General features: G+C 59.7%; 16 protein-coding genes and 1 pseudogene. 13 read left to right on the forward strand and 4 right to left on the reverse strand.

What is annotated here, in order from left to right:
- Positions 1 to 154: 154 nt before the first annotated feature.
- Positions 155 to 1,138 (forward strand): phosphotransferase, encoded by a 984-nt coding sequence (locus BSK43_RS27210; protein ID WP_077467884.1) that lies wholly within the window; start codon positions 155 to 157, stop codon positions 1,136 to 1,138.
- A gap of 31 nt (positions 1,139 to 1,169) precedes the next feature.
- Here BSK43_RS27210 and BSK43_RS27215 read toward each other — a convergent pair whose 3' ends face one another.
- The 3 genes and pseudogenes from BSK43_RS27215 to BSK43_RS27220 form a co-directional block, all read right to left on the reverse strand.
- Positions 1,170 to 1,427, reverse strand: coding sequence for a cytochrome b/b6 domain-containing protein (locus BSK43_RS27215; RefSeq protein ID WP_348641771.1), 258 nt, complete (start codon positions 1,425 to 1,427; stop codon positions 1,170 to 1,172).
- Positions 1,409 to 1,729 (reverse strand): cytochrome b/b6 domain-containing protein, encoded by a 321-nt coding sequence (locus BSK43_RS36160; protein WP_348641764.1) that lies wholly within the window; start codon positions 1,727 to 1,729, stop codon positions 1,409 to 1,411. Before BSK43_RS36160 ends, BSK43_RS27215 begins: the two co-directional genes overlap by 19 nt.
- A gap of 288 nt (positions 1,730 to 2,017) precedes the next feature.
- Positions 2,018 to 2,320, reverse strand: a pseudogene (locus tag BSK43_RS27220) (helix-turn-helix domain-containing protein); the annotation flags it as partial.
- A gap of 78 nt (positions 2,321 to 2,398) precedes the next feature.
- Between BSK43_RS27220 and BSK43_RS27225 the strand changes: the two are divergent.
- The 9 genes from BSK43_RS27225 to BSK43_RS27265 all read left to right on the forward strand — a co-directional run bounded on the left by BSK43_RS27225 (position 2,399) and on the right by BSK43_RS27265 (position 13,519).
- A complete protein-coding gene (locus BSK43_RS27225; RefSeq protein ID WP_077467887.1) occupies positions 2,399 to 5,320 on the forward strand; it encodes a monovalent cation/H+ antiporter subunit A in 2,922 nt (973 codons plus the stop codon).
- Positions 5,320 to 5,658: a Na+/H+ antiporter subunit C gene (locus BSK43_RS27230; protein ID WP_068393528.1), complete on the forward strand. Its 339-nt coding sequence runs from the start codon at positions 5,320 to 5,322 to the stop codon at positions 5,656 to 5,658. Before BSK43_RS27225 ends, BSK43_RS27230 begins: the two co-directional genes overlap by 1 nt.
- The gene (locus BSK43_RS27235; RefSeq protein WP_077467888.1) at positions 5,655 to 7,286 is read left to right on the forward strand and encodes a monovalent cation/H+ antiporter subunit D; all 1,632 of its coding nucleotides are present in this window, start codon (positions 5,655 to 5,657) and stop codon (positions 7,284 to 7,286) included. The genes BSK43_RS27230 and BSK43_RS27235 overlap by 4 nt, the downstream gene beginning before the upstream one ends.
- Positions 7,286 to 7,762, forward strand: coding sequence for a Na+/H+ antiporter subunit E (locus tag BSK43_RS27240; protein ID WP_077467889.1), 477 nt, complete (start codon positions 7,286 to 7,288; stop codon positions 7,760 to 7,762). The genes BSK43_RS27235 and BSK43_RS27240 overlap by 1 nt, the downstream gene beginning before the upstream one ends.
- Positions 7,759 to 8,040: a K+/H+ antiporter subunit F gene (locus tag BSK43_RS27245; RefSeq protein ID WP_077467890.1), complete on the forward strand. Its 282-nt coding sequence runs from the start codon at positions 7,759 to 7,761 to the stop codon at positions 8,038 to 8,040. Before BSK43_RS27240 ends, BSK43_RS27245 begins: the two co-directional genes overlap by 4 nt.
- Positions 8,037 to 8,408: a monovalent cation/H(+) antiporter subunit G gene (gene mnhG, locus BSK43_RS27250; RefSeq protein WP_077467891.1), complete on the forward strand. Its 372-nt coding sequence runs from the start codon at positions 8,037 to 8,039 to the stop codon at positions 8,406 to 8,408. Before BSK43_RS27245 ends, mnhG begins: the two co-directional genes overlap by 4 nt.
- 617 nt (positions 8,409 to 9,025) lie before the next feature.
- Positions 9,026 to 10,669, forward strand: coding sequence for an NRAMP family divalent metal transporter (locus BSK43_RS27255; protein WP_077468266.1), 1,644 nt, complete (start codon positions 9,026 to 9,028; stop codon positions 10,667 to 10,669).
- Between the two features lie 105 nt (positions 10,670 to 10,774).
- Positions 10,775 to 12,439 carry a Na/Pi cotransporter family protein gene (locus tag BSK43_RS27260; RefSeq protein ID WP_169055471.1) on the forward strand — a complete coding sequence of 555 codons (1,665 nt, stop codon included), beginning with the start codon at positions 10,775 to 10,777 and terminating at the stop codon, positions 12,437 to 12,439.
- A 132-nt stretch (positions 12,440 to 12,571) separates the two neighbouring features.
- Positions 12,572 to 13,519, forward strand: coding sequence for an isoaspartyl peptidase/L-asparaginase (locus BSK43_RS27265; RefSeq protein WP_077467893.1), 948 nt, complete (start codon positions 12,572 to 12,574; stop codon positions 13,517 to 13,519).
- On the opposite strand, the gene BSK43_RS27270 is transcribed toward BSK43_RS27265, so the two are convergent.
- Positions 13,516 to 14,526, reverse strand: a complete 1,011-nt coding sequence (locus BSK43_RS27270; protein WP_077467894.1) for a LacI family DNA-binding transcriptional regulator — start codon at positions 14,524 to 14,526, stop codon at positions 13,516 to 13,518. The two genes, BSK43_RS27265 and BSK43_RS27270, sit on opposite strands and share 4 nt — an antisense overlap.
- A 315-nt stretch (positions 14,527 to 14,841) precedes the next feature.
- On the opposite strand from BSK43_RS27270, the gene BSK43_RS27275 reads away from it, so the two are divergent.
- The 3 genes from BSK43_RS27275 to BSK43_RS27285 all read left to right on the forward strand — a co-directional run bounded on the left by BSK43_RS27275 (position 14,842) and on the right by BSK43_RS27285 (position 18,526).
- Positions 14,842 to 15,828: a sugar ABC transporter substrate-binding protein gene (locus BSK43_RS27275; protein ID WP_077467895.1), complete on the forward strand. Its 987-nt coding sequence runs from the start codon at positions 14,842 to 14,844 to the stop codon at positions 15,826 to 15,828.
- Between the two features lie 156 nt (positions 15,829 to 15,984).
- The gene (locus tag BSK43_RS27280) at positions 15,985 to 17,520 is read left to right on the forward strand and encodes a sugar ABC transporter ATP-binding protein (protein ID WP_077467896.1); all 1,536 of its coding nucleotides are present in this window, start codon (positions 15,985 to 15,987) and stop codon (positions 17,518 to 17,520) included.
- Positions 17,504 to 18,526, forward strand: coding sequence for an ABC transporter permease (locus BSK43_RS27285; RefSeq protein ID WP_068393508.1), 1,023 nt, complete (start codon positions 17,504 to 17,506; stop codon positions 18,524 to 18,526). Before BSK43_RS27280 ends, BSK43_RS27285 begins: the two co-directional genes overlap by 17 nt.
- The last annotated feature ends 124 nt before the right edge of the window (positions 18,527 to 18,650 follow it).

An 18,650-nucleotide genomic window follows, 5' to 3' on the forward strand; every position in this document is an offset into this window, starting at 1 on the left:
CGTCCGGCATACCGGCGACATGGCCTCGGCCGCCAGTTGGTGGCGACGATCTTGAACCGGCCAATTTCGAGCGGGACGATTATCACGGTGAATACCGATAGCGCTGAGGCGGCTGCATTCTGGGAAGCCATCGGCTTTCGGCACGAGCCGAGGAATGGCTTTACCCACTATCTCCGTTATCGTAGCTCTGGCGATGTGCGCTCGACCGATGATGTTGTCGGGCTTCTACAGTGATGAAATATGCTATCTGGCTTTTATGATGCACGATGATATTGCGCCTGAAGAAACCGCCATCCGGCGCCTGCTGCGGGAAATGACGCCGCAATGGGCCGATCTTCCGGTTCGGCGGCTAATATCGTCGGGTACCGACAATGCGATCTATCGCATCGGAGAGCGGTTGCTGCTGCGCCTTCCGCGCCGCGAAGCTGCGGCGAATCTCGTCGCCAAAGAACTCGATTGGTTGCCCCGTTTCACAAACCTCCCACTCGACGTGCCGAGATTGCTGTTCCGGGGGAGTGCCGATTTCGGCCTGAAATGCGATTTCGGGATTTTCGAGTGGATGGACGGGGATATTGCGTCTCCACAAGCTATTGCCGAGCCCGATGCGGCCGCACTCGCGCTTGCGGCCTTTCTGAAAGCGCTGCATCAGGTCGATATCCGTGGAGCGCCGCATGCGGGCGAACTCAATCATCGCCGCGGCGTGGCGCTGGAGGTTTTGTCTTCCGTGGCGCTGCCTGCCATCGATATTCTGGCGGACGAGATCGATGCAGAGGCTGCGCGGCGGCTTTGGCAGAAAGCGTGCGCGACTGTGCATCGAGGCCAACCGGTCTGGCTGCATGGGGACATCAAGGCGGATAATTTGATTGCCAGAGACGGGCATCTTACGGGAGTGATCGACTGGGGCCTTTGCGCTGTGGGCGATCCGGCCGCGGATTATGCGGCGGCTTGGTCCTGGGTGGAGCCCGCCGCGCGAGAAACCTTTCGGGTGGCCTGCGATGTGAGTGATGCCGATTGGCTGCGGGCCGAAGGCTGGGCGCTTTATGGCGCCGTCATCGCGCTGAGCTATTATCGGGGCGGGCGAAACGAGGCGCTATGCGAGCAATCGCGCCTCACCCTCTCACGCCTCAACATGCGCTAGTCCCGTTCACACGGTTTCGGCAGTCATCCCGCTACAGCATGCGTCGCAGCACTTCATCCTTCCGGAAGAAATGATGCCAGAGAGCCGCCAGAATATGCAGGCTGACGACCGCATAGAGGCAGTAGGCGCCATATTCGTGGACTTCGGCAGCGGCTCGCGCCAGCGGCCTGTCGAGCGGCAGCAGATTTGGCCATTCGAAGAGGCCGAACCAGGGGAGATCACGCCCGCCGGCGGCCGAGGTGGTGTAGCCGGCCAGCGGCATCAGGATCATCAATGCGTAGAGCAGGATATGCGCGCCGTGCGCGCGGCATAGTGGTTGAAGCCATCGAGCGGCTGCCGATAGGCAGGCTCGCCAAGCGAAAGCCTGAGCGGCAGGCGGATGGCGATGAGGAAGAGTGCGGTCATGCCAAGTGATTTATGTATGTCGAGAAGGGCTTGGCGTAGCGGTGTGCCCGGCACGAGGTAGGAACAGTAGAGGCCGATGGCGAGGGCGGAAATAATGACGATAGCCATTAGCCAATGCAGGATCCGCTGCGATGGTCGGTATCGGGTGTTTGGCGCGTCTTCTTCAGGCGCTAAAGTGGCGGACATATGCTTCTCCGGGTCGTCTGGGGGTACGGCGCGGATGCGGTGATCGGTCGAAATATGGCTGATTTGAGGGCCTCTCCGTTCACCTTCTCGCGAGCGGGCCATCCTGGTTACAAGCGTTTTTCGCGCTCGGAAATGGTTACTGGAGATGCCTAGCGCTGAAGTAGCAAAGCCAATGCTGTCTTAGGTGCCCGTGGCTCACTGTCCGGGCTTGCGCGTCGTCGTCTGGCCCTGATCGCCGGAGGCTGACAAGATCTCGCAGCTTTCGGTATGCACCGCCGTTGCCGCATCTGCGGTGGGGATCTTGGAGCAGATTCCGACCTCGTGTCCGTCGATACGGAAAAAGGCAATTCCACCGGTCTCCAGAGCCAATCGCAATTGCGCTTCCGTTGCCCGATGCAGGCTGTGGCGATCGCCCTCATAGTCGCGTATCGTGCTACGCGACACGCCGGATCGGTCGGCAAGGTCCGTCTGGGTCCAGTCGAGATAGCCCCGGGCTGCGCGACAGAGCGCTGGTGTTAAAATCATCGCCATCTTACCTTGACGCGCGGCTCCAAGCTGCCCATATTGGGCAATATCTATCATATAGGGCATATTACGCCGGTTTGCTAGAGGTGTTTGCCGCCATGGCGGCCACCGTGATTCGGCCGAGGAAAGGAACGACGTTTTGGGATAACCAGCGGGCCTACTCTTATCCTGGTACTTTTGGCTCTGCCGTTTATCGGAAGTCTCTTATCCGTATGCCTTCTGCGCTCGCAGTCGCGACGCGTTCCCGCCTGGATCGCCGGCACAGTGACCTTCGTGGCGCTCCTGATCGCCATAAGCTTCTACCCCGCCATCATGGATGGGGGCGTGGTGCGATACAGCATAGAATGGCTGCCGCAACTCGGGCTTGATTTCACGCTGCGGCTCGACGGGTTTTCCTGGCTTTTCTCTGTCGTCATCACGGCTATCGGTTTTCTCGTCATCGTCTATGCCCGATACTACATGTCGGAAGAGGACCCCGTTCCCCGGTTCTTCTCTTTCCTGCTGGCCTTCATGGGGGCAATGCTTGGCATCGTCTTATCAGGCAATGTCATCCTGCTCTCGATATTCTGGGAGCTGACGAGCATCTTTTCCTTCCTGCTGATCAGCTATTGGCACAACAGCGCTGCGGCCCGCGATGGTGCGCGCATGGCGCTGACGATTACCGGGATCGGCGGTTTCTGCCTGTTGATCGGCCTGATCCTTCTTGGCCACATTGTCGGCAGCTATGATCTGGACAAGATCCTGGCGTCCGGCGACATCATTCGCAATCATCCGCTCTATTCGCCGGCCCTGGTGCTGATCCTGCTGGGTGCGCTGACGAAGAGCGCGCAGTTTCCCTTCCATTTCTGGCTGCCGAATGCCATGGCGGCGCCGACGCCCGTCTCGGCCTATCTGCATTCCGCCACGCTGGTGAAGGCTGGTGTCTTCCTGCTTGCCCGCTTCTGGCCGGTTCTGGCGGGCACGGACGAATGGTTCTACATCGTCGGCGCGGCCGGCATCACCACCTTGCTGCTCGGCGCTTATTTCGCGATGTTCCAGCAGGACCTCAAGGGACTGCTGGCCTATTCGACGATCAGCCATCTCGGCCTCATCACCACCCTGCTCAGCCTCGGCAGCCCGCTTGCGACAGTAGCCGCCATCTTCCACATGGTGAACCACGCGACCTTCAAGGCCTCGTTGTTCATGGCCGCCGGCATTATCGATCATGAGACCGGCACGCGTGATATGCGCCGCTTGAGCGGTCTGTTCCGCTACATGCCATTCACCGGGGCGCTTGCCATCGTCGCAAGCGCGGCCATGGCCGGCGTCCCCCTGCTGAACGGCTTCCTGTCGAAAGAAATGTTCTTCGCGGAAGCCATCGAGACGCATGCCGATTCCATTCTCGACCGGATACTGCCCTATGTGGCAACTCTGGCGAGCGCCTTCAGCGTTGCCTATTCCTTGCGCTTTATCCAGACGGTATTCTTCGGGCCGGCACCGACCGATATGCCGATCGCCAAGCCGCATGAGCCGCCGCGCTGGATGCGTTTTCCGATCGAGCTTTTGGTCGTCGTCTGCCTTGTGGTCGGCATCGTCCCCGCTTTGTCGGTCGCTCCGTTCCTGCAGGCGGCCGTTGTCAGCGTTCTGCAAGGGCAGACGCCGGAATACAGCCTCTCCCTTTGGCATGGTCTCAACCTTCCGCTTCTGATGAGCGTGGTCGCTCTCATCGGCGGGACGGTGTTCTATTTCGTCTTCAAGGATTATCTTTCGCGATGCGAAGACGGACCGCCGATTTTTCGGCGCCTGAGAGGCCAGCGCATCTTCGAGCGCGTTCTGGTGGAGGTCTCCTGGCATTGGGCCAGAGTGGCCGAGCGACGGATCGGCACGCGCAAGCTGCAGCCTCAACTTCGCTGGGTGGTTGTGACAGGCTTTGCGGCGGGCCTGCTGCCGCTCTATCTCTCCGGTTTCGAAGCACCGCATTTTGCCTTTTCCGGCGCCGATCCTGTCTTTGCATCGATCTGGGCAATCGGTATCTGCCTGGCAATCGGCACCGCATTCGTTGCCAAATATCACCGCCTGGCGGCGCTGGTAATGCTCGGCGGCGTCGGTTTGATCGTCTGCATGACCTTTATTTGGCTTTCGGCGCCGGATCTTGCCATCACCCAGCTACTCGTTGAGGTCGTCACGACGGTTCTCATTCTGCTGGGACTGCGCTGGCTGCCGAAGCGGACGGAGGGGATCGATGATACTGTCGATTTCCGTGCCCGCTTCCGCCGTTTTCGCGACCTTGCGCTTGCAGTCGCCTGCGGCGTCGGCATGATGTTCATCTCTTATGCCGTCATGACCATGCCGGTGCCTGACGCCATCGCCAATTATTTCCTTGAGAATGCCTATTCGAAGGGTGGGGGTCGCAATGTCGTCAACGTCATCCTGGTCGATTTCCGCGGTTTCGACACTCTGGGGGAAATCGCCGTCCTTGGCATTGTCGCCTTGACCGTCTATGCGCTGCTGCGTCGTTTCCGCCCGGCACCCGACAGCATGGAAATGCCCGAGCAGCAGAGGATCCAGAACCGTTTCGACGAGGAACGGCCGGAGCGCTCTGCTGGGGATACGGTGCGTGACTATATTCTCGTACCGTCGGTGATCATGCAATGGATGTTCCCGTTCGTGATCACGCTCTCGGTCTATATTTTCATGCGCGGGCATGACCTGCCCGGTGGCGGCTTTTCGGCCGGGCTGACGCTGTCGATCGCGTTCCTGCTGCAGTATCTGGCCGGCGGCACGCGCTGGGCGGAGGACCGTATCCGCATTCTGCCCTTGCGCTGGATGGGGGCCGGCCTTCTCGCGGCGACCGCGACGGGCATCGGCGCTTGGTTCTTCGGCTATCCCTTCCTCACATCGCACTTCCAGTATCTGGACGTGCCTTTGATCGGCAAGGTGCCCGCTGCGAGCGCGCTGCTGTTCGACCTCGGCGTCTTCATGCTGGTTGTCGGCTCCACGGTTCTGATCCTCGTTGCGCTCGCCCACCAATCGATCCGCATAAATCGCCTCCGCACCATCGAGGCGGAAAAGGCAAAGGGGGATTGATGGAACTCATCTTGTCCGTTGCGATCGGTGTGATGACGGCCTGCGGCGTCTGGCTGATCCTGCGTCCGCGCACCTACCAGGTCATCATCGGCCTGTCGCTGCTGTCTTATGCCGTTAATCTCTTCATATTTGGCGTCGGTGGTGTGAAGACCAATATGCCGCCGGTGCTGGCGGACGGCAGCGCGGCGCCCGCACTGGCCGATCCAGTGCCGCAGGCGCTGGTGCTGACGGCGATCGTCATCGGCTTTGCGACGACAGCTCTATTTCTCGTCGTGCTGCTTGCTTCACGCGGCATGACCGGCACCGATCATGTGGACGGAAGGAGCGACCGGAAGTGACAGGTTGGTCGCATCATCTCATCATCGCGCCGATCCTGCTGCCGCTGGTGGCTGCCGCTGTTTTATTGTTCATCGACGAGCGCGAGCGGACGTGGAAGGCGCTTGTCAGTTTGGCGGCCACGCTTCTGCTGGTCGGAATAACGCTTGCACTTTTTCGCGCTGAAGGTGGATCGGCGGGCCAGGAGCGTGCCTATCTGCTCGGCAACTGGAGCGCGCCCTTCGGCATCGTGCTGGTGCTCGATAGTCTTTCAGCGCTCATGCTGTTACTGACCTCCATCGTCGCTCTTGCCGCGTTGATATTCTCGCTGGCGCGCTGGCATGCTGTGGGCGCACATTTCCACACCATGTTCCAGCTGCTGCTCATGGGCGTGAACGGCGCCTTTCTGACCGGCGACCTCTTCAATCTCTTCGTTTTCTTCGAGGTGATGCTGGCCGCATCCTACGGCCTGCTGCTGCATGGATCCGGTCCGCTTCGCGTCAAGGCCGGCCTGCACTATATCGCCGTCAATCTTGCCGCAGCGCTGCTCTTCCTGATCGGTGTGAGCCTGATCTATGGCACGGCGGGTACGCTGAACATGGCAGATCTGGCGGTGCGCATTCCCGAAATGTCCGCCGACCGCCGCATGCTGATGCAGGCAGGGGCCGGCGTGCTCGGCATCGCCTTCCTCATCAAGGCCGGCATGTGGCCGCTCTGCTTCTGGCTGCCGACGGCCTATAGCGCGGCATCCGCGCCGGTCGCCGGCGTATTTGCCATTCTGAGCAAGCTCGGGATCTATGTCATCCTGCGGTTGACCATGCTTCTTTTTGGCGAAGGGCCTTCCGCCGGTTTCGGCTCCTCCGTGCTTCTCTATGGCGGCATGGCGACGCTGATCTTCGGAACCGTCGGGGTATTGGCATCGCAGGCGCTCGGCCGGCTGGCCGGCTTTTCGGTGCTTGTCTCGTCTGGAACCTTGCTGATGGTGATCGGCATCAATGACGGCTCCATCTCAGCCGGCGCTCTGATGTATCTTGTCAGCTCGACGCTGACGATCAGTGCCTTCTTCATGCTGATCGAGCTTGTCGAACGCGGGCAGGATGCGGGCGCCAGCGTCCTGGCGGTCACCATGGAAGCCTATGGCGACGCCGAGGAGAAAGAGCCTGCGGAGGGCGAGGGCGTCACCATGCCCGGCACCATGGCGATGCTCGGCATCTGCTTTGCAGCTTGTGGAATATTGCTGTCCGGCTTGCCGCCGCTTTCGGGTTTTATCGCAAAATTCGCGATGCTGTCGGCGATGATGGGGACCGGTGCGATCGGCGTGCCGCCAAGTGCTGCCGTCTGGGTGCTGATCTTCCTCGTTATCCTTTCGGGTATTGCTGCACTGATTTCGATGACACGTGCCGGCATACGCACATTCTGGAGTTCTCTTGAAGGCACGGTTCCGCGTGTGCTCGTGATCGAGATATTGCCGGTCATGGGCTTGCTTGCCCTGACGCTGGCGCTGACCATCTGGGCGGGCCCGGTCATGCAATATATGGAAGCGACCATCCGTACGCTGAGCGATCCGCGCATCTATGTCGATGCGGTCCACAATGCGGCTGTTATCTCGGACGCTTCCGCGACCGTGTCGAACCAGGCGGGAGGTCCGTGATGCTGCCATATCCGCTTCTGACGCTAAGCTTGATCCTGACCTGGCTGTTGCTGAACGGTTTCACGCTCGGCCATCTTATCCTTGGCATCATTGTCGCCGTCTTTGCCTCCTGGGCCATGGCGTCATTGCGTCCCGAGAAGCCGAAACTGCGGAAATGGTATCTGCTGCCACAGCTGTTCTTTCGTGTTGTCTTCGATGTCCTGAAGTCGAATGTTCAGGTGGCCTGGATCATTCTGAGGGGCCGTTCGCGAAAGACGACGCCGGGTTTCGTGACCTTGGAGCTTAGGGTTCGAGATCAGATTCCGCTGGCGCTGTTGGCCGTCATTCTCACCAGCACGCCCGGGTCTGCATGGCTTGAGTATGATTCCAACGACAATACGGTGCTGCTTCATGTGCTTGATCTTGAAAACGAGGCGCAATGGCGTGACACCGTCGCCAATCGATACGAGAGTTTGCTGATGGAGATATTTGCATGAGTGCAATGATCATCCAGATATCCGTCGCTGCAGCGCAGTTGATGATCATGGCCGCCATGGCGATTGCGTCCATTCGCATGTTTCGTGGTCCGCGCGCCCAGGATCGCATCATCGCGCTCGATACGCTGTATGTGAATGCCATGCTGCTGCTGCTCACCTTCGGCATCGGGACCGGGCGTGTCGTCTATTTCGAAGCTGCTCTCGTCATCGGCATGCTGGGCTTTGTCGCAACCGTCGCGCTGGCGAAATTTCTGATGCGTGGGGAGGTGATCGAATGAGCACCTCGTTTGAAACCTTGCCGCTTTGGGCCGCGATTCCTGTCGGCGGATTGCTCGTCATCGGCGCCTTTCTCACCCTCGTCGGTGCCATCGGTTTCCTGAAGCTCGGAACGTTTTACGAGCGCATTCACGCCCCGACATTGGGGACGAGCGGCGGTATCGGCGCGATCATGCTGGCATCGATGATCTTTTTCTCGATATCGACCGAATCGCTCGTCATCCACGAGCTTCTGATCGGGATCTTCGTGACCGTGACAACACCGATCACCTTCATGCTGCTGGCTCGTGCGGCGCTGCATCGCGATCGTGCCGAGCAGAACGGCATTGTTCCGCCGAAGAACATACCGACTGAGCCTCCGGTCGAGTAGCCTTCGCGGTCACCTGTTGCGATCCATTATACCAAGGTATCGATTGATCCTTGTTCGGAGCGGCGTATACACCAAACTATCCCGAATGTTCACATCTCGGGATGTCCGGTTTGGCCGGACGTGCAATGTCATAGAGGACCACATGAACCCGCGATCTAGTAGCCAGCACACGGAATGCGACAGTCGACGCTCGTCGTTTGTCCTTATCGCTGTGCTGACCCATCGCCCGGGTAGACCATGTGACCGCGAGGGCCACCGCCGCCGGCGTTGACCCGCGGCACTGGCCTCCCGGGTTCGAGCAACTATCGAACCAGGAGGAGGTCAGTAGCATGACCATCATCTTCGAACCTGCCGTCATGAAGGGTGGCTCGACCACGCCAATCTCTCACCATCGCGTCGAGGGGCGTTATCCCATGTCTGTCTGGCCTAGCTGCGCGTTAGCGGGGGCGGGCTTCCGATCGTTTCTCCTTCGGGAACGGGATGCTGCGTCGGCGACGCCATCGGACTAAGCCGCTCGATCCGGCTTCTCATTACAGATGCTCATTCAGGCCGCCAATGTCGGCGGCTCTTCGATAATCGATCGCAGCGCGGCCATTGGCCTGCGTGGGAGTAAAACTATGGATAATTTGCAAGCAAACGGGACGGCATCAGCTGTTCTCGACACGGCGCATGTCGGCGACATCAACGGCGCGCTCGGTACCATCAACCACGGCGATATTGCCGCACGCACCACCTGGCGGGCACGTCTGATGACGTTGCTGGCTATTCTCGGACCGGGCCTTATCGTCATGGTTGGCGATAATGATGCCGGTGCGTTCGCCACCTATACCCAGGCGGGACAGAATTATGGCACATCCCTGCTGTGGACATTGTTGCTGCTTGTGCCGGTGCTCTATGTGAACCAGGAGATGGTGCTGCGGCTAGGCGCGGTGACCGGCGTCGGTCATGCGCGTCTCATTCTGGAGCGCTTCGGCAAGTTCTGGGGCGCCTTCAGCGTCATTGACCTGTTCATTCTGAACGGTTTGACGATCGTCACCGAATTCATCGGCATCAGCCTGGCGCTTGATTATCTCGGCGTATCGAAGGTTGCCGGCGTTGCGATCGCGGCAGCACTCACCATGATTGCCGCAAGCACCGGCAGCTTCCGCCGTTTCGAACGTTTCGCCCTGATGCTGTGCCTTGGCAGCCTGCTGCTCGTGCCGATCGTGCTGGTTGCGCATGTGTCCGGCCACCAGATCGTGCGGGACCTGACGATCCCCAATCTGCCTGAAGGCAAGCTGTCGGACATCTTGCTTCTCATCATCGGCATCGTCGGCACGACGGTCGCTCCGTGGCAGCTGTTCTTCCAGCAAAGCTATGTGATCGACAAGCGCATCACGCCGCGCTTCATCGGCTATGAAAAGGCCGACCTCTGGCTCGGCATCGTCATGGTCATGATCGGTGCCGTCGCGATGATGGTGTTCTGCGCAGCCATCTTCCAGGGTCAGCCCGAGTTCGGCAACTTTACAGATGCCGGTGGCATTGCTGCAGGGCTTGGCAAATATGTAAGCCCGACGATGGGCGTGCTGTTTGCCATCGCACTTATCGATGCGGCGATCATTGGAGCCGCTGCCGTGTCGCTGGCAACCGCCTACGCGATCGGCGATGTTCTTTCGCTCAACCATTCGCTTCACCGCAAGGCGAGCGAAGCAAAGGGCTTTTACTTCGTCTATTGCGGCTTGATCGCTGCGGCAGCTGCTCTCGTCCTGATCCCCGGTTCGCCGCTCGGTCTCATCACGCTTGCTGTGCAGACTTTGGCCGGCGTGCTGTTGCCCAGCGCGACCGTGTTCCTGTTGCTGCTGTGCAACGACAAGGCCGTGCTGGGCCCATGGGTCAATGGTAAGGTCATGAACCTCTTCACTGGTGCTGTTATCGCCGTGCTGGTGATGTTGTCGATTATTCTTACGGCCTCAGTTCTTTATCCGGAGATCACGGGCGAACAGATCCTGTGGATCCTCGCAGGCGGCACGTTGCTCGGCTTCCTTGGTCTTGCTGCGACCGGCCTGCTGAACCGCCGATCCGTCAACCGAGGCGAAATACGGCAGCGTGTCAAAGACAGGTCCCTGCGTCCCACCTGGCGCATGCCGCCGCTTTCCGCTCTGGAGCCCATACAGCTCTCGCTTTCGAGGCGCGTGTGGATGATCGTGCTGCGCGGTTATCTTGTTGTCGCGGTCGGCATGGTACTTGTGCGTGTGGTCCAGCTTGCATTCGGCCAGGGCTGAGCCTAGTCATGGCGGAGATATCCCGCCATACAAATGATGACGTCCGGCGGGTCGGCCCGCCGGCGTCGTGCTGCCAAACGTTTCAACACCAACCGGATATTCGTCATGACCGGCAGTCTCGTCATCTTGGAACTCATGGGACACGTCGCGCTGCTGCTTTGGGGCATGCGTATGGTTCAGGGCGGCATCGAAAAGGCTTTCGGCTCGGATCTGAGACGTGTGCTCGGACGCGCCTTGCGCAACCGACTGGTTGCCGTTGCTGCCGGTGCGGGCGTCACCATGCTGCTCCAGAGCAGCACGGCGACGGTCATGATGGTCACATCCTTTGCCGCGCGTGGCGCAGTCGCGCTTATTCCGGCCCTGGCGGTGATGCTCGGCGCCAATGTCGGGACCGCGCTGATCGTCAAGGCGCTTTCCTTCGACGTTTCTTTCATTTCGCCTCTGCTGCTGCTGGCCGGATATGTCGCGTTCAAACGTGGACCCAAGGGCCGCATGCGGCAACTGGGACGCGTCGGTATCGGGCTCGGCCTGATGCTGCTTGCGCTGCATGGTCTCGTGCAGACGATCCAACCGGTCAGCACGGCTCCGGTTCTCCGCAGCATCCTCGATGCGATCACCGGTGATCCGGTACTCGATGTATTGCTGGCGGCTGCCCTGACATTTGCGGCGCATTCCAGCGTTGCCGTTATGCTGCTGCTGGTGGGGCTTGCGGCCGGTGACGTCATAACGCCGACCGCCGGCCTCGCATTGGTGCTGGGCGCCAACCTTGGAGGCGCGCTGCCTCCGGTTTTTGAAACAAACGGCGCCAACCCCGCCAACCGCCGCGTGCCGGTCGGCAACTTGCTGTTCCGTGCGATCGGCTGCATTGTCGCGCTGCCTTTTCTGCAGCCCCTGGCAGATCTTTTCCAGCGGTATGTCGGGGATCCGGCCTCGGTGCTTACGGATTTTCATCTCGCTTTCAATGTGGTTCTGGCGGTCGTCTGCGTCGGTCTGCTCGGGCCAACTCAGTCCCTGTTGATCAAGTTGTATCCCGAAAAAATCAAGGCGTCCGGCGACGCGGCGCGCCCGCTTTTCCTCGACAAGTCAGTGCTCGAAACCCCCTATCTTGCTCTTGCCAGCGCCGCGCGTGAAATCCTGCGCATGGGTGATCTCGTCGAGGCGCTCTTGCGACTGGTTCCGGCCGATCTTTCCCGGCCGGACAAGCAGGCGACGTCGCAGGCCGTTCGGCTTGGCAAAGAGCTCGATATGCTGCACGAGGCCGTCAAGGCCTATCTGGCCCGGCTGGAACCATCGGAACTGACAGATCGTGATGCCAGCCGCCTGTCCGATGTCATCGAATTCGCCGTCAATCTCGGCCATGCCGGCGATATTCTCGAGCGTTGCCTCGATCAGGTCGCGCGGCGGCCTGAGGGCTCCATCAATGCTGCCGACCACGCTGCCTTGCAAACCATTCAGACCGAAGTTGCCTCGGATCTGCGGCTGGCACTGTCGACATTGACGACGGAAGATCCACGCTCGGCGCAGGAATTGGTGGATGCCAAGCGGCACCTCAATGAAGCGGAGCGCACCGCGGCAAGGGATCATCTTGTCCGTCTCGGCGGCGCCAATCCCGCCGTGCTCGGTTCAAGCAGCCTGTTTCTGGCGACGCTTCGTGATCTCAAGCTGGTGAACTCCCATCTTGCAAGCATTGGCTACGCTGTGCTGGGTGCCGAAGACAGCGGCGCTAGCCGTGCGCTGCAGGAGGATACGGACAAGGCCAGCCTTGTCTGATACCGAAGGTGCCGGTTTTCGTTCGGATAAGGTGGGACATGCGCTGAGAGCTCCCTATCTTTTCGGCCAGATGCTATTCGCCGGACCGGCAATGAGCGCTGGTGGCGCAATGATGCGGAATGGGAGAAGGAAATGACTGGAATTGCACTTGCCATTCATGGTGGCTGTGGGGTCATGTCGCAAGACAGTATGACGGTGGAAGAATGGGATGGCGCCCGCCGCGACCTGGCCGCTGCCTTGCGCGCCGGCTATGCACAGCTCAAGGCCGGTCGCCATGCGATTGATGCGGTCGAGGCCGCTGTCCTTGTGATGGAGGACAGCCCGCATTTCAATGCCGGCCATGGCGCTGCTCTCAATGAAAACGGCGTGCACGAGCTCGATGCGTCGATCATGAATGGAGCGACGCTGGAGGCGGGCGCCATCAGCGCGTCGCGAGCGATCCGCAATCCGATCAAGGCGGCGCGTGTCCTGATGGAGGATGGTCGTGCCGTCTATCTGACCGGCCCCGCAGCCGATCGCTTTGCGGAGGAAAAGGGTTTGCAGGTCGAGCCGCAGTCCTATTTCACCACGCCGAAACGGGTCGAGGCTCTGGCGGCGATGAAGCGTCACGCAGCGGCGGGAACGGAAGCGAGCGAAAACGAGAAGCATGGAACGGTCGGCGCGGTGGCGCTCGATGTCGCCGGCCATCTTGCAGCGGCGACCTCGACGGGCGGCTACACCAACAAGCCTGACGGGCGTGTAGGCGACAGCCCGGTGATCGGAGCCGGAACCTACGCAAGGGATGGCGTCTGCGCCGTTTCAGGCACCGGCAAGGGCGAGTTCTTCATTCGCTATGTGCTGGGACACGAGATTGCGTCTCGTATAGCTTATCTAAAGCAGGACATTGCAACCGCGGCCGAGGGGCTTATCAATGAAGATCTGGCGCCCCATCAAATCGGAGCCGGGCTGATTGCGATCGACGCCGAGGGTGTCATCGTCGCGCCTTATAACACGCCGGGGATGTTTCGCGGCTGGGTGACGCCGGAGGGTAGGGCCTTCGTTGCCACTCATGAAGAGGTCCATGAAGTAGAGTTGTTCTAGTCGGGCTGAGGAGCGGCGGTCGTTTCGCCCTCCGACAGTTCGCAAGGAAATAGGGTGGAGTTGCCGATGCTCGGCACGGGTTGCTCGTTCAACAGAACCGCCACTGCCGCCGCCGCGATCTTTTGAATTGGTTGCTTCACTGTCGTTAGGCGCGGGATTGTCATGCTGGAGAGCGGGATGCCGTCGAACCCGACGATGGAAAGGGCTGCGGGTATCGGGATTCCTAGGTCATAGGCCGCCCTCATGCAGCCAATTGCCTGCTGGTCGGAGCTTGCGAATATGGCGGTCGGGCGCTCATTGCGTGCTCGCGCGAGAAGATAGTTTCCGGCGGATCGGCCGCTCTCATAGTCGAACGCGGCCTCGGCAACCAGCGTCGATCCGATCTTCTGCACGGCTCCGCCAGCATGTTCCATCGCTTCCAGATAGCCCTTGAGGCGATCATTGGCTGGGACTGAGTGTTTGGGGCCGGAAATGAAGCCGATGCGGCAGTGGCCGAGCTTGAGAAGATATTCGACGCCAAGGCGCACTCCATTGCTATGATCGGAGGCGATGCCTGAATATCCCGGCATGAGGCGGTCGACGACGACGATCGGCAGCCCCTTTGGCAGTTTCAGCGTATGGAAATCGTTGCTGGGAACGAGGATGATGCCATCCACCTTTCGGCTGGTCAGCTGCCTGATACGGTCGGCTTCCTTGGCCGCGTGGTCGAAAGACGTCATGACGATGATGTTGTAGCCGTGATCAGCGGCGGCTTGCTCGGCAGACTGGACAAGTTCCGAAAAGAAGGGATTGGTCAGATCCGGAATGACGATGCCGATGAGGCGGCTGACCTTGCTGCGCATACTTCTTGCGGACGGATCTGGCATATAGCCGAGTTCATTGATGATGCCGCTGACCCGCGTCCTCAATTCCTGGGTGACGGAGGGGTGGTCATTCAAGACCCTCGAAACAGTCCCGGTAGAAACGCCTGCGAGCCTGGCAACGTCTCGAATTCCGACCTTTGGCATAACAGAAACATAAGTCCTTTTTCTTCGCCGTCAGCCGCCCCAAAGGCGCGTGATTCAGGCTTTCAGCTAGTGGTCTCTATCGTCTTAGTCGAAGCGGCGCATCTTAAATCTGGCCGCATAGATCGTGAGGCATGGAACCGGTTCATCATGCATTCTGACGCAAGCGCTGCAAATTGCAATCCAATGCTGGATTTTGTGCCGTTTCTGGCGCCTTGACAATCTCCGGGAGCGTTGCTACCCAATAGACGTGGAAACGGTTCATTGTCGCTGACAACTCAGGTGGAGCTGAGCTCAGAACCGTTCGGGAGGAGAAAAATGTCCAATTCCAAAAAGCATGAATCCGTTTTGATCAACGCACCGCGCCGTGCCGCGCTGAAGATTGGTCTTGCAGGGACGCTGGCGCTTGCGCTGTCCTGCGGCGTCTCGCCCGCCTTCGCGGCCGGCAAGCCAAAAGTCGGCTTGATCATGAAGTCCTTGTCCAACGAGTTCTTCAAGCAGATGAAGGCTGGTGCCGACAAATATGCGGCTGAAAACAAGGACAAGTTCGACTTTAAAGCCGTTGGCATGAAGGACGAACGTGACTTTGCTTCGCAGGTCGATGCCGTTGAAAACTTCGTGACGCAGAAATACGACATCATCGTCGTGGCGCCTGCGGACTCGAAGGCCATGGCCACGCCGCTTGCAAAGGCTGTGAAGGCCGGCGTCAAGGTCATCAACATCGACGTGCCGCTCGATGCCGATGCCAAGAAGGCAGCCGGCATCGATCTCGCTTTCTTCGGGCCTGACAACACCGAGGGCGCCAAGCTTTCGGGCGATGCGCTTGCCAAGGATCTAGGTCCGGGCGCCAAGGTCGTGATCCTGGAAGGTAATCCCGAGGCCGATAACGCCAAGGAGCGCAAGGTCGGCTTCATGGACTCCATCAAGAACGGCAAGCTCGAGCTTCTCGACAGCAAGACCGCGCATTGGGAGACGGAAGAAGCCAACACCGTCATGACCAATTTCCTGACCAAGTATAAGGATATTCAGGGCGTCATGGCTGCAAACGACTCCATGGCTCTCGGCGTGGTCAAGGCTCTCGATGCGTCGGGCCAAAGCGGTAAGATCAAGGTCGTCGGCTTCGATAATATCCCGTCCGTCAAGCCCTTGATCAAGGACGGCAAGATGCTTGCCACCGTCGAGCAGTATGGCGCGGAAATGGCGGCCATGGGCATCAAGTACGGCCTTCGCGAATATGCCGGCGAAAAGTTCACTGGTTGGGTCAAGACGGACGTCACGCTCATCACCGCCAAGGACATCAAGTAGTCCGAGCCACTGGCTTCGTGGCTAGAGAAAACGCCGGCTATTTGGCCGGCGTTGACTGCCAAGCGATGACTTGCCCATGTGATGCCCGCCAAAACTCGTTTTGGCTCGCGCCGGCGTCACCAGTGGGCAGATGGCCATTTTCTATTTCAATAGACCATGCATGAGGTGGACGTGTCAGACGCGGCAGATGACTACATCCTGAAGCTGGAAGGGATCGGCAAGCGCTTCCCGGGTGTCGTTGCGCTCAGGGATGTCTCGATAAACATTGGCCGCGGCAAGGGGCATGTTCTCCTGGGTGAAAACGGTGCGGGCAAGTCCACCCTGATCAACCTGCTCGGCGGCGTCTTCAAACCCGATGACGGTCAAATCCTGTTCGACGGCGCGCGCTATGATCCGGCGTCTCCACTGGAAGCGTTCAAGGCCGGCATCCGCGTCATCCATCAGGAATTGCATCCTCTTTCCAATCTCAGCGTTGCCGAAAATCTCCTGTTTGAACATCTGCCGCGCCGATATGGTCTGGTGAATTACAAGCAGATGAACGCCAGGGCGGCGGAACTCCTGGCCGAGGTCGGCCTCGACGTGGCGCCGACGACCTTGGCGAGCCGCTTGAGCGTCGCGCAGCTGCAGCTGCTCGAGATCGCCAAGGCGCTCTGCTACGAAAGCAAGCTATTGGTTCTCGACGAACCGACGGCGACCTTGACCTCCAAGGAGGTCGACCGCCTGTTTGAAATTCTGAAGCGCCTGAAGGCGCGCGGCGTCACGACGCTTTATATCTCCCACAGGCTCGAGGAGATCTTCGAGGTGGGTGACGACGTCACTATCCTGCGCGATGGCCAGCATGTGGTCACCCGGCCACTGGCAGGACTGGGTATTCCGCAAATCGTTGAGCTGATGGTCGGGCGCGCGCTCTCCGATCACAATGCTTTTCGTGGCGACAGCACCGTCTCCGGCGAGGCGCTCGGTGTTTCCGGCTTGAAGGTGACGCGAAGCAGCCCGGAACTATCATTTTCCGTCGCCAAGGGTGAAATCGTTGGCATTGCTGGTCTCGTGGGCAGTGGTCGAACGGAAGCTGTTCGCGCCATATTCGGCGCCGATATGAAGGCCGCCGGCGAAATTCGCATAGATGGCGAGCCGGTCCAGATCAATTCGCCAAGGGATGCCGTTGCAGCGGGGCTGTGCTTGGCAACCGAAGACCGCAAGACGCAGGGCTTGATGCTTGACATGAGCTGCGCCGAAAACACCACGATCACCGATCTCGGCAAGGTCTCCAGCAGGGGCTTGATGAGCCGAAAGGCCGAGGACGAGCAGTCGCAACGCCTCGTGCGGGAACTGCATATAAAGACACCGTCCGTCCATCAGGTGGTCCGGACATTTTCCGGCGGCAATCAGCAGAAGGTGGTCATCGCCAAATGGCTGTTCCGCGGCCCGAAGGTGCTGATCTTCGATGAGCCGACCCGCGGGATCGACGTGGGTGCAAAGGCCGAGATCTACGATCTTCTGTGGAAGTTTGCCGCTGAAGGAAAGGGCGTTCTGGTCGTTTCCTCCGATCTTCCCGAGCTCATCAGCATTTGCCATCGCATCATCGTTTTCTCGGATGGCAAGATCGCCGGAGAAATAGCCCGGGACCAATTCGAAGAGAGCAGGATCCTCTCACTCGCCTATAAGGAGTACAGTCGTGTCCGGCAGCATTGAACAAAAGACCGAGGCGAAAGAGAGCAGCGTCTGGGACAAGCTCATCCGGATTTCGATGAAAGAAGCGGGTGTTGCCATCGCGCTTGTTCTGATCCTGATCTTCTTCTCGGCAACCGCGCCCTATTTCGCGACGCCGGAGAACTTTCTGAAGATCTTCGTGCAGATCGCCATCAACACCGTGCTTGCCTCGGGCATGACCTTCGTCATTCTGGTCGGCGGCATCGATCTTTCGGTCGGCTCGCTGCTGGCCCTTTGCACCGTCATCGGGGCGACGATCATGGTCGATCCGCGATTCACGCCCTGGCAGGCAATCGTACTGGCGTCGCTCGCCTCTATGGGTACGGGTGCCGTTCTCGGTGCGGTCAACGGATGGGTGTGCGAGAAGTGGAAGCTGCCGTCCTTCATCGTCACGCTCGGTATGCTGAATGTCGCAAGCGGCCTGGCGCGCGTCGTCAGCGATAACTCCACCATCACCGGCTTGCCGCAGCCTTTCGTCGACTTTGGCAACCTGATCTTCTGGGACATACTCCCATCGATCTTCCTGATTGCGATGGTCGTTGTCCTCATCGGCTGGTTCGTGCTGCGCTACACGGTGTTCGGCCGCTTCGTCTTCGCCGTCGGCACCAATGAGGAGGCAGTGCGGCTGTCGGGGCATGAGCCAAAGAAGATCAAAATTGCAGTCTTCACGATCTCCGGGCTGACGGCGGGCATTGCCGCCATGGTCTATCTGCTGCGCCTCAATGTCGGTAGCCCGGTCGCCGGCATCGGCTATGAGCTGAATGCCATCGCTGCGGTCATCATCGGCGGCACCAGCCTTTCGGGCGGCAAGGGATCGATCATCGGAACGTTGGTAGGCGCGTGCATTCTGCAGGTGCTGTCCACAGGCCTGCAGCTCCTGGGCGCTGATGACAACATCAAGCCGATCGTCATCGGTGCCGTCATCGTGCTGGCCGTCATTCTCGACAGCTACCGAGGCCGCCTGATGCGGATACTGGAAACGCGGTGATTTGCAGCTGAATTTCAGCGGCTTCCAACAAGGCGCGAGGTAGACCTCGCGCCTTTGCCGTTCCAGGATGAGTATTCTGCGATATTTCAGAAAATCGAAATATTTCCGAGGCTTCACTTGCAAC

This window comes from Rhizobium sp. P44RR-XXIV, assembly GCF_001999485.2.
Taxonomy (GTDB): domain Bacteria; phylum Pseudomonadota; class Alphaproteobacteria; order Rhizobiales; family Rhizobiaceae; genus Rhizobium.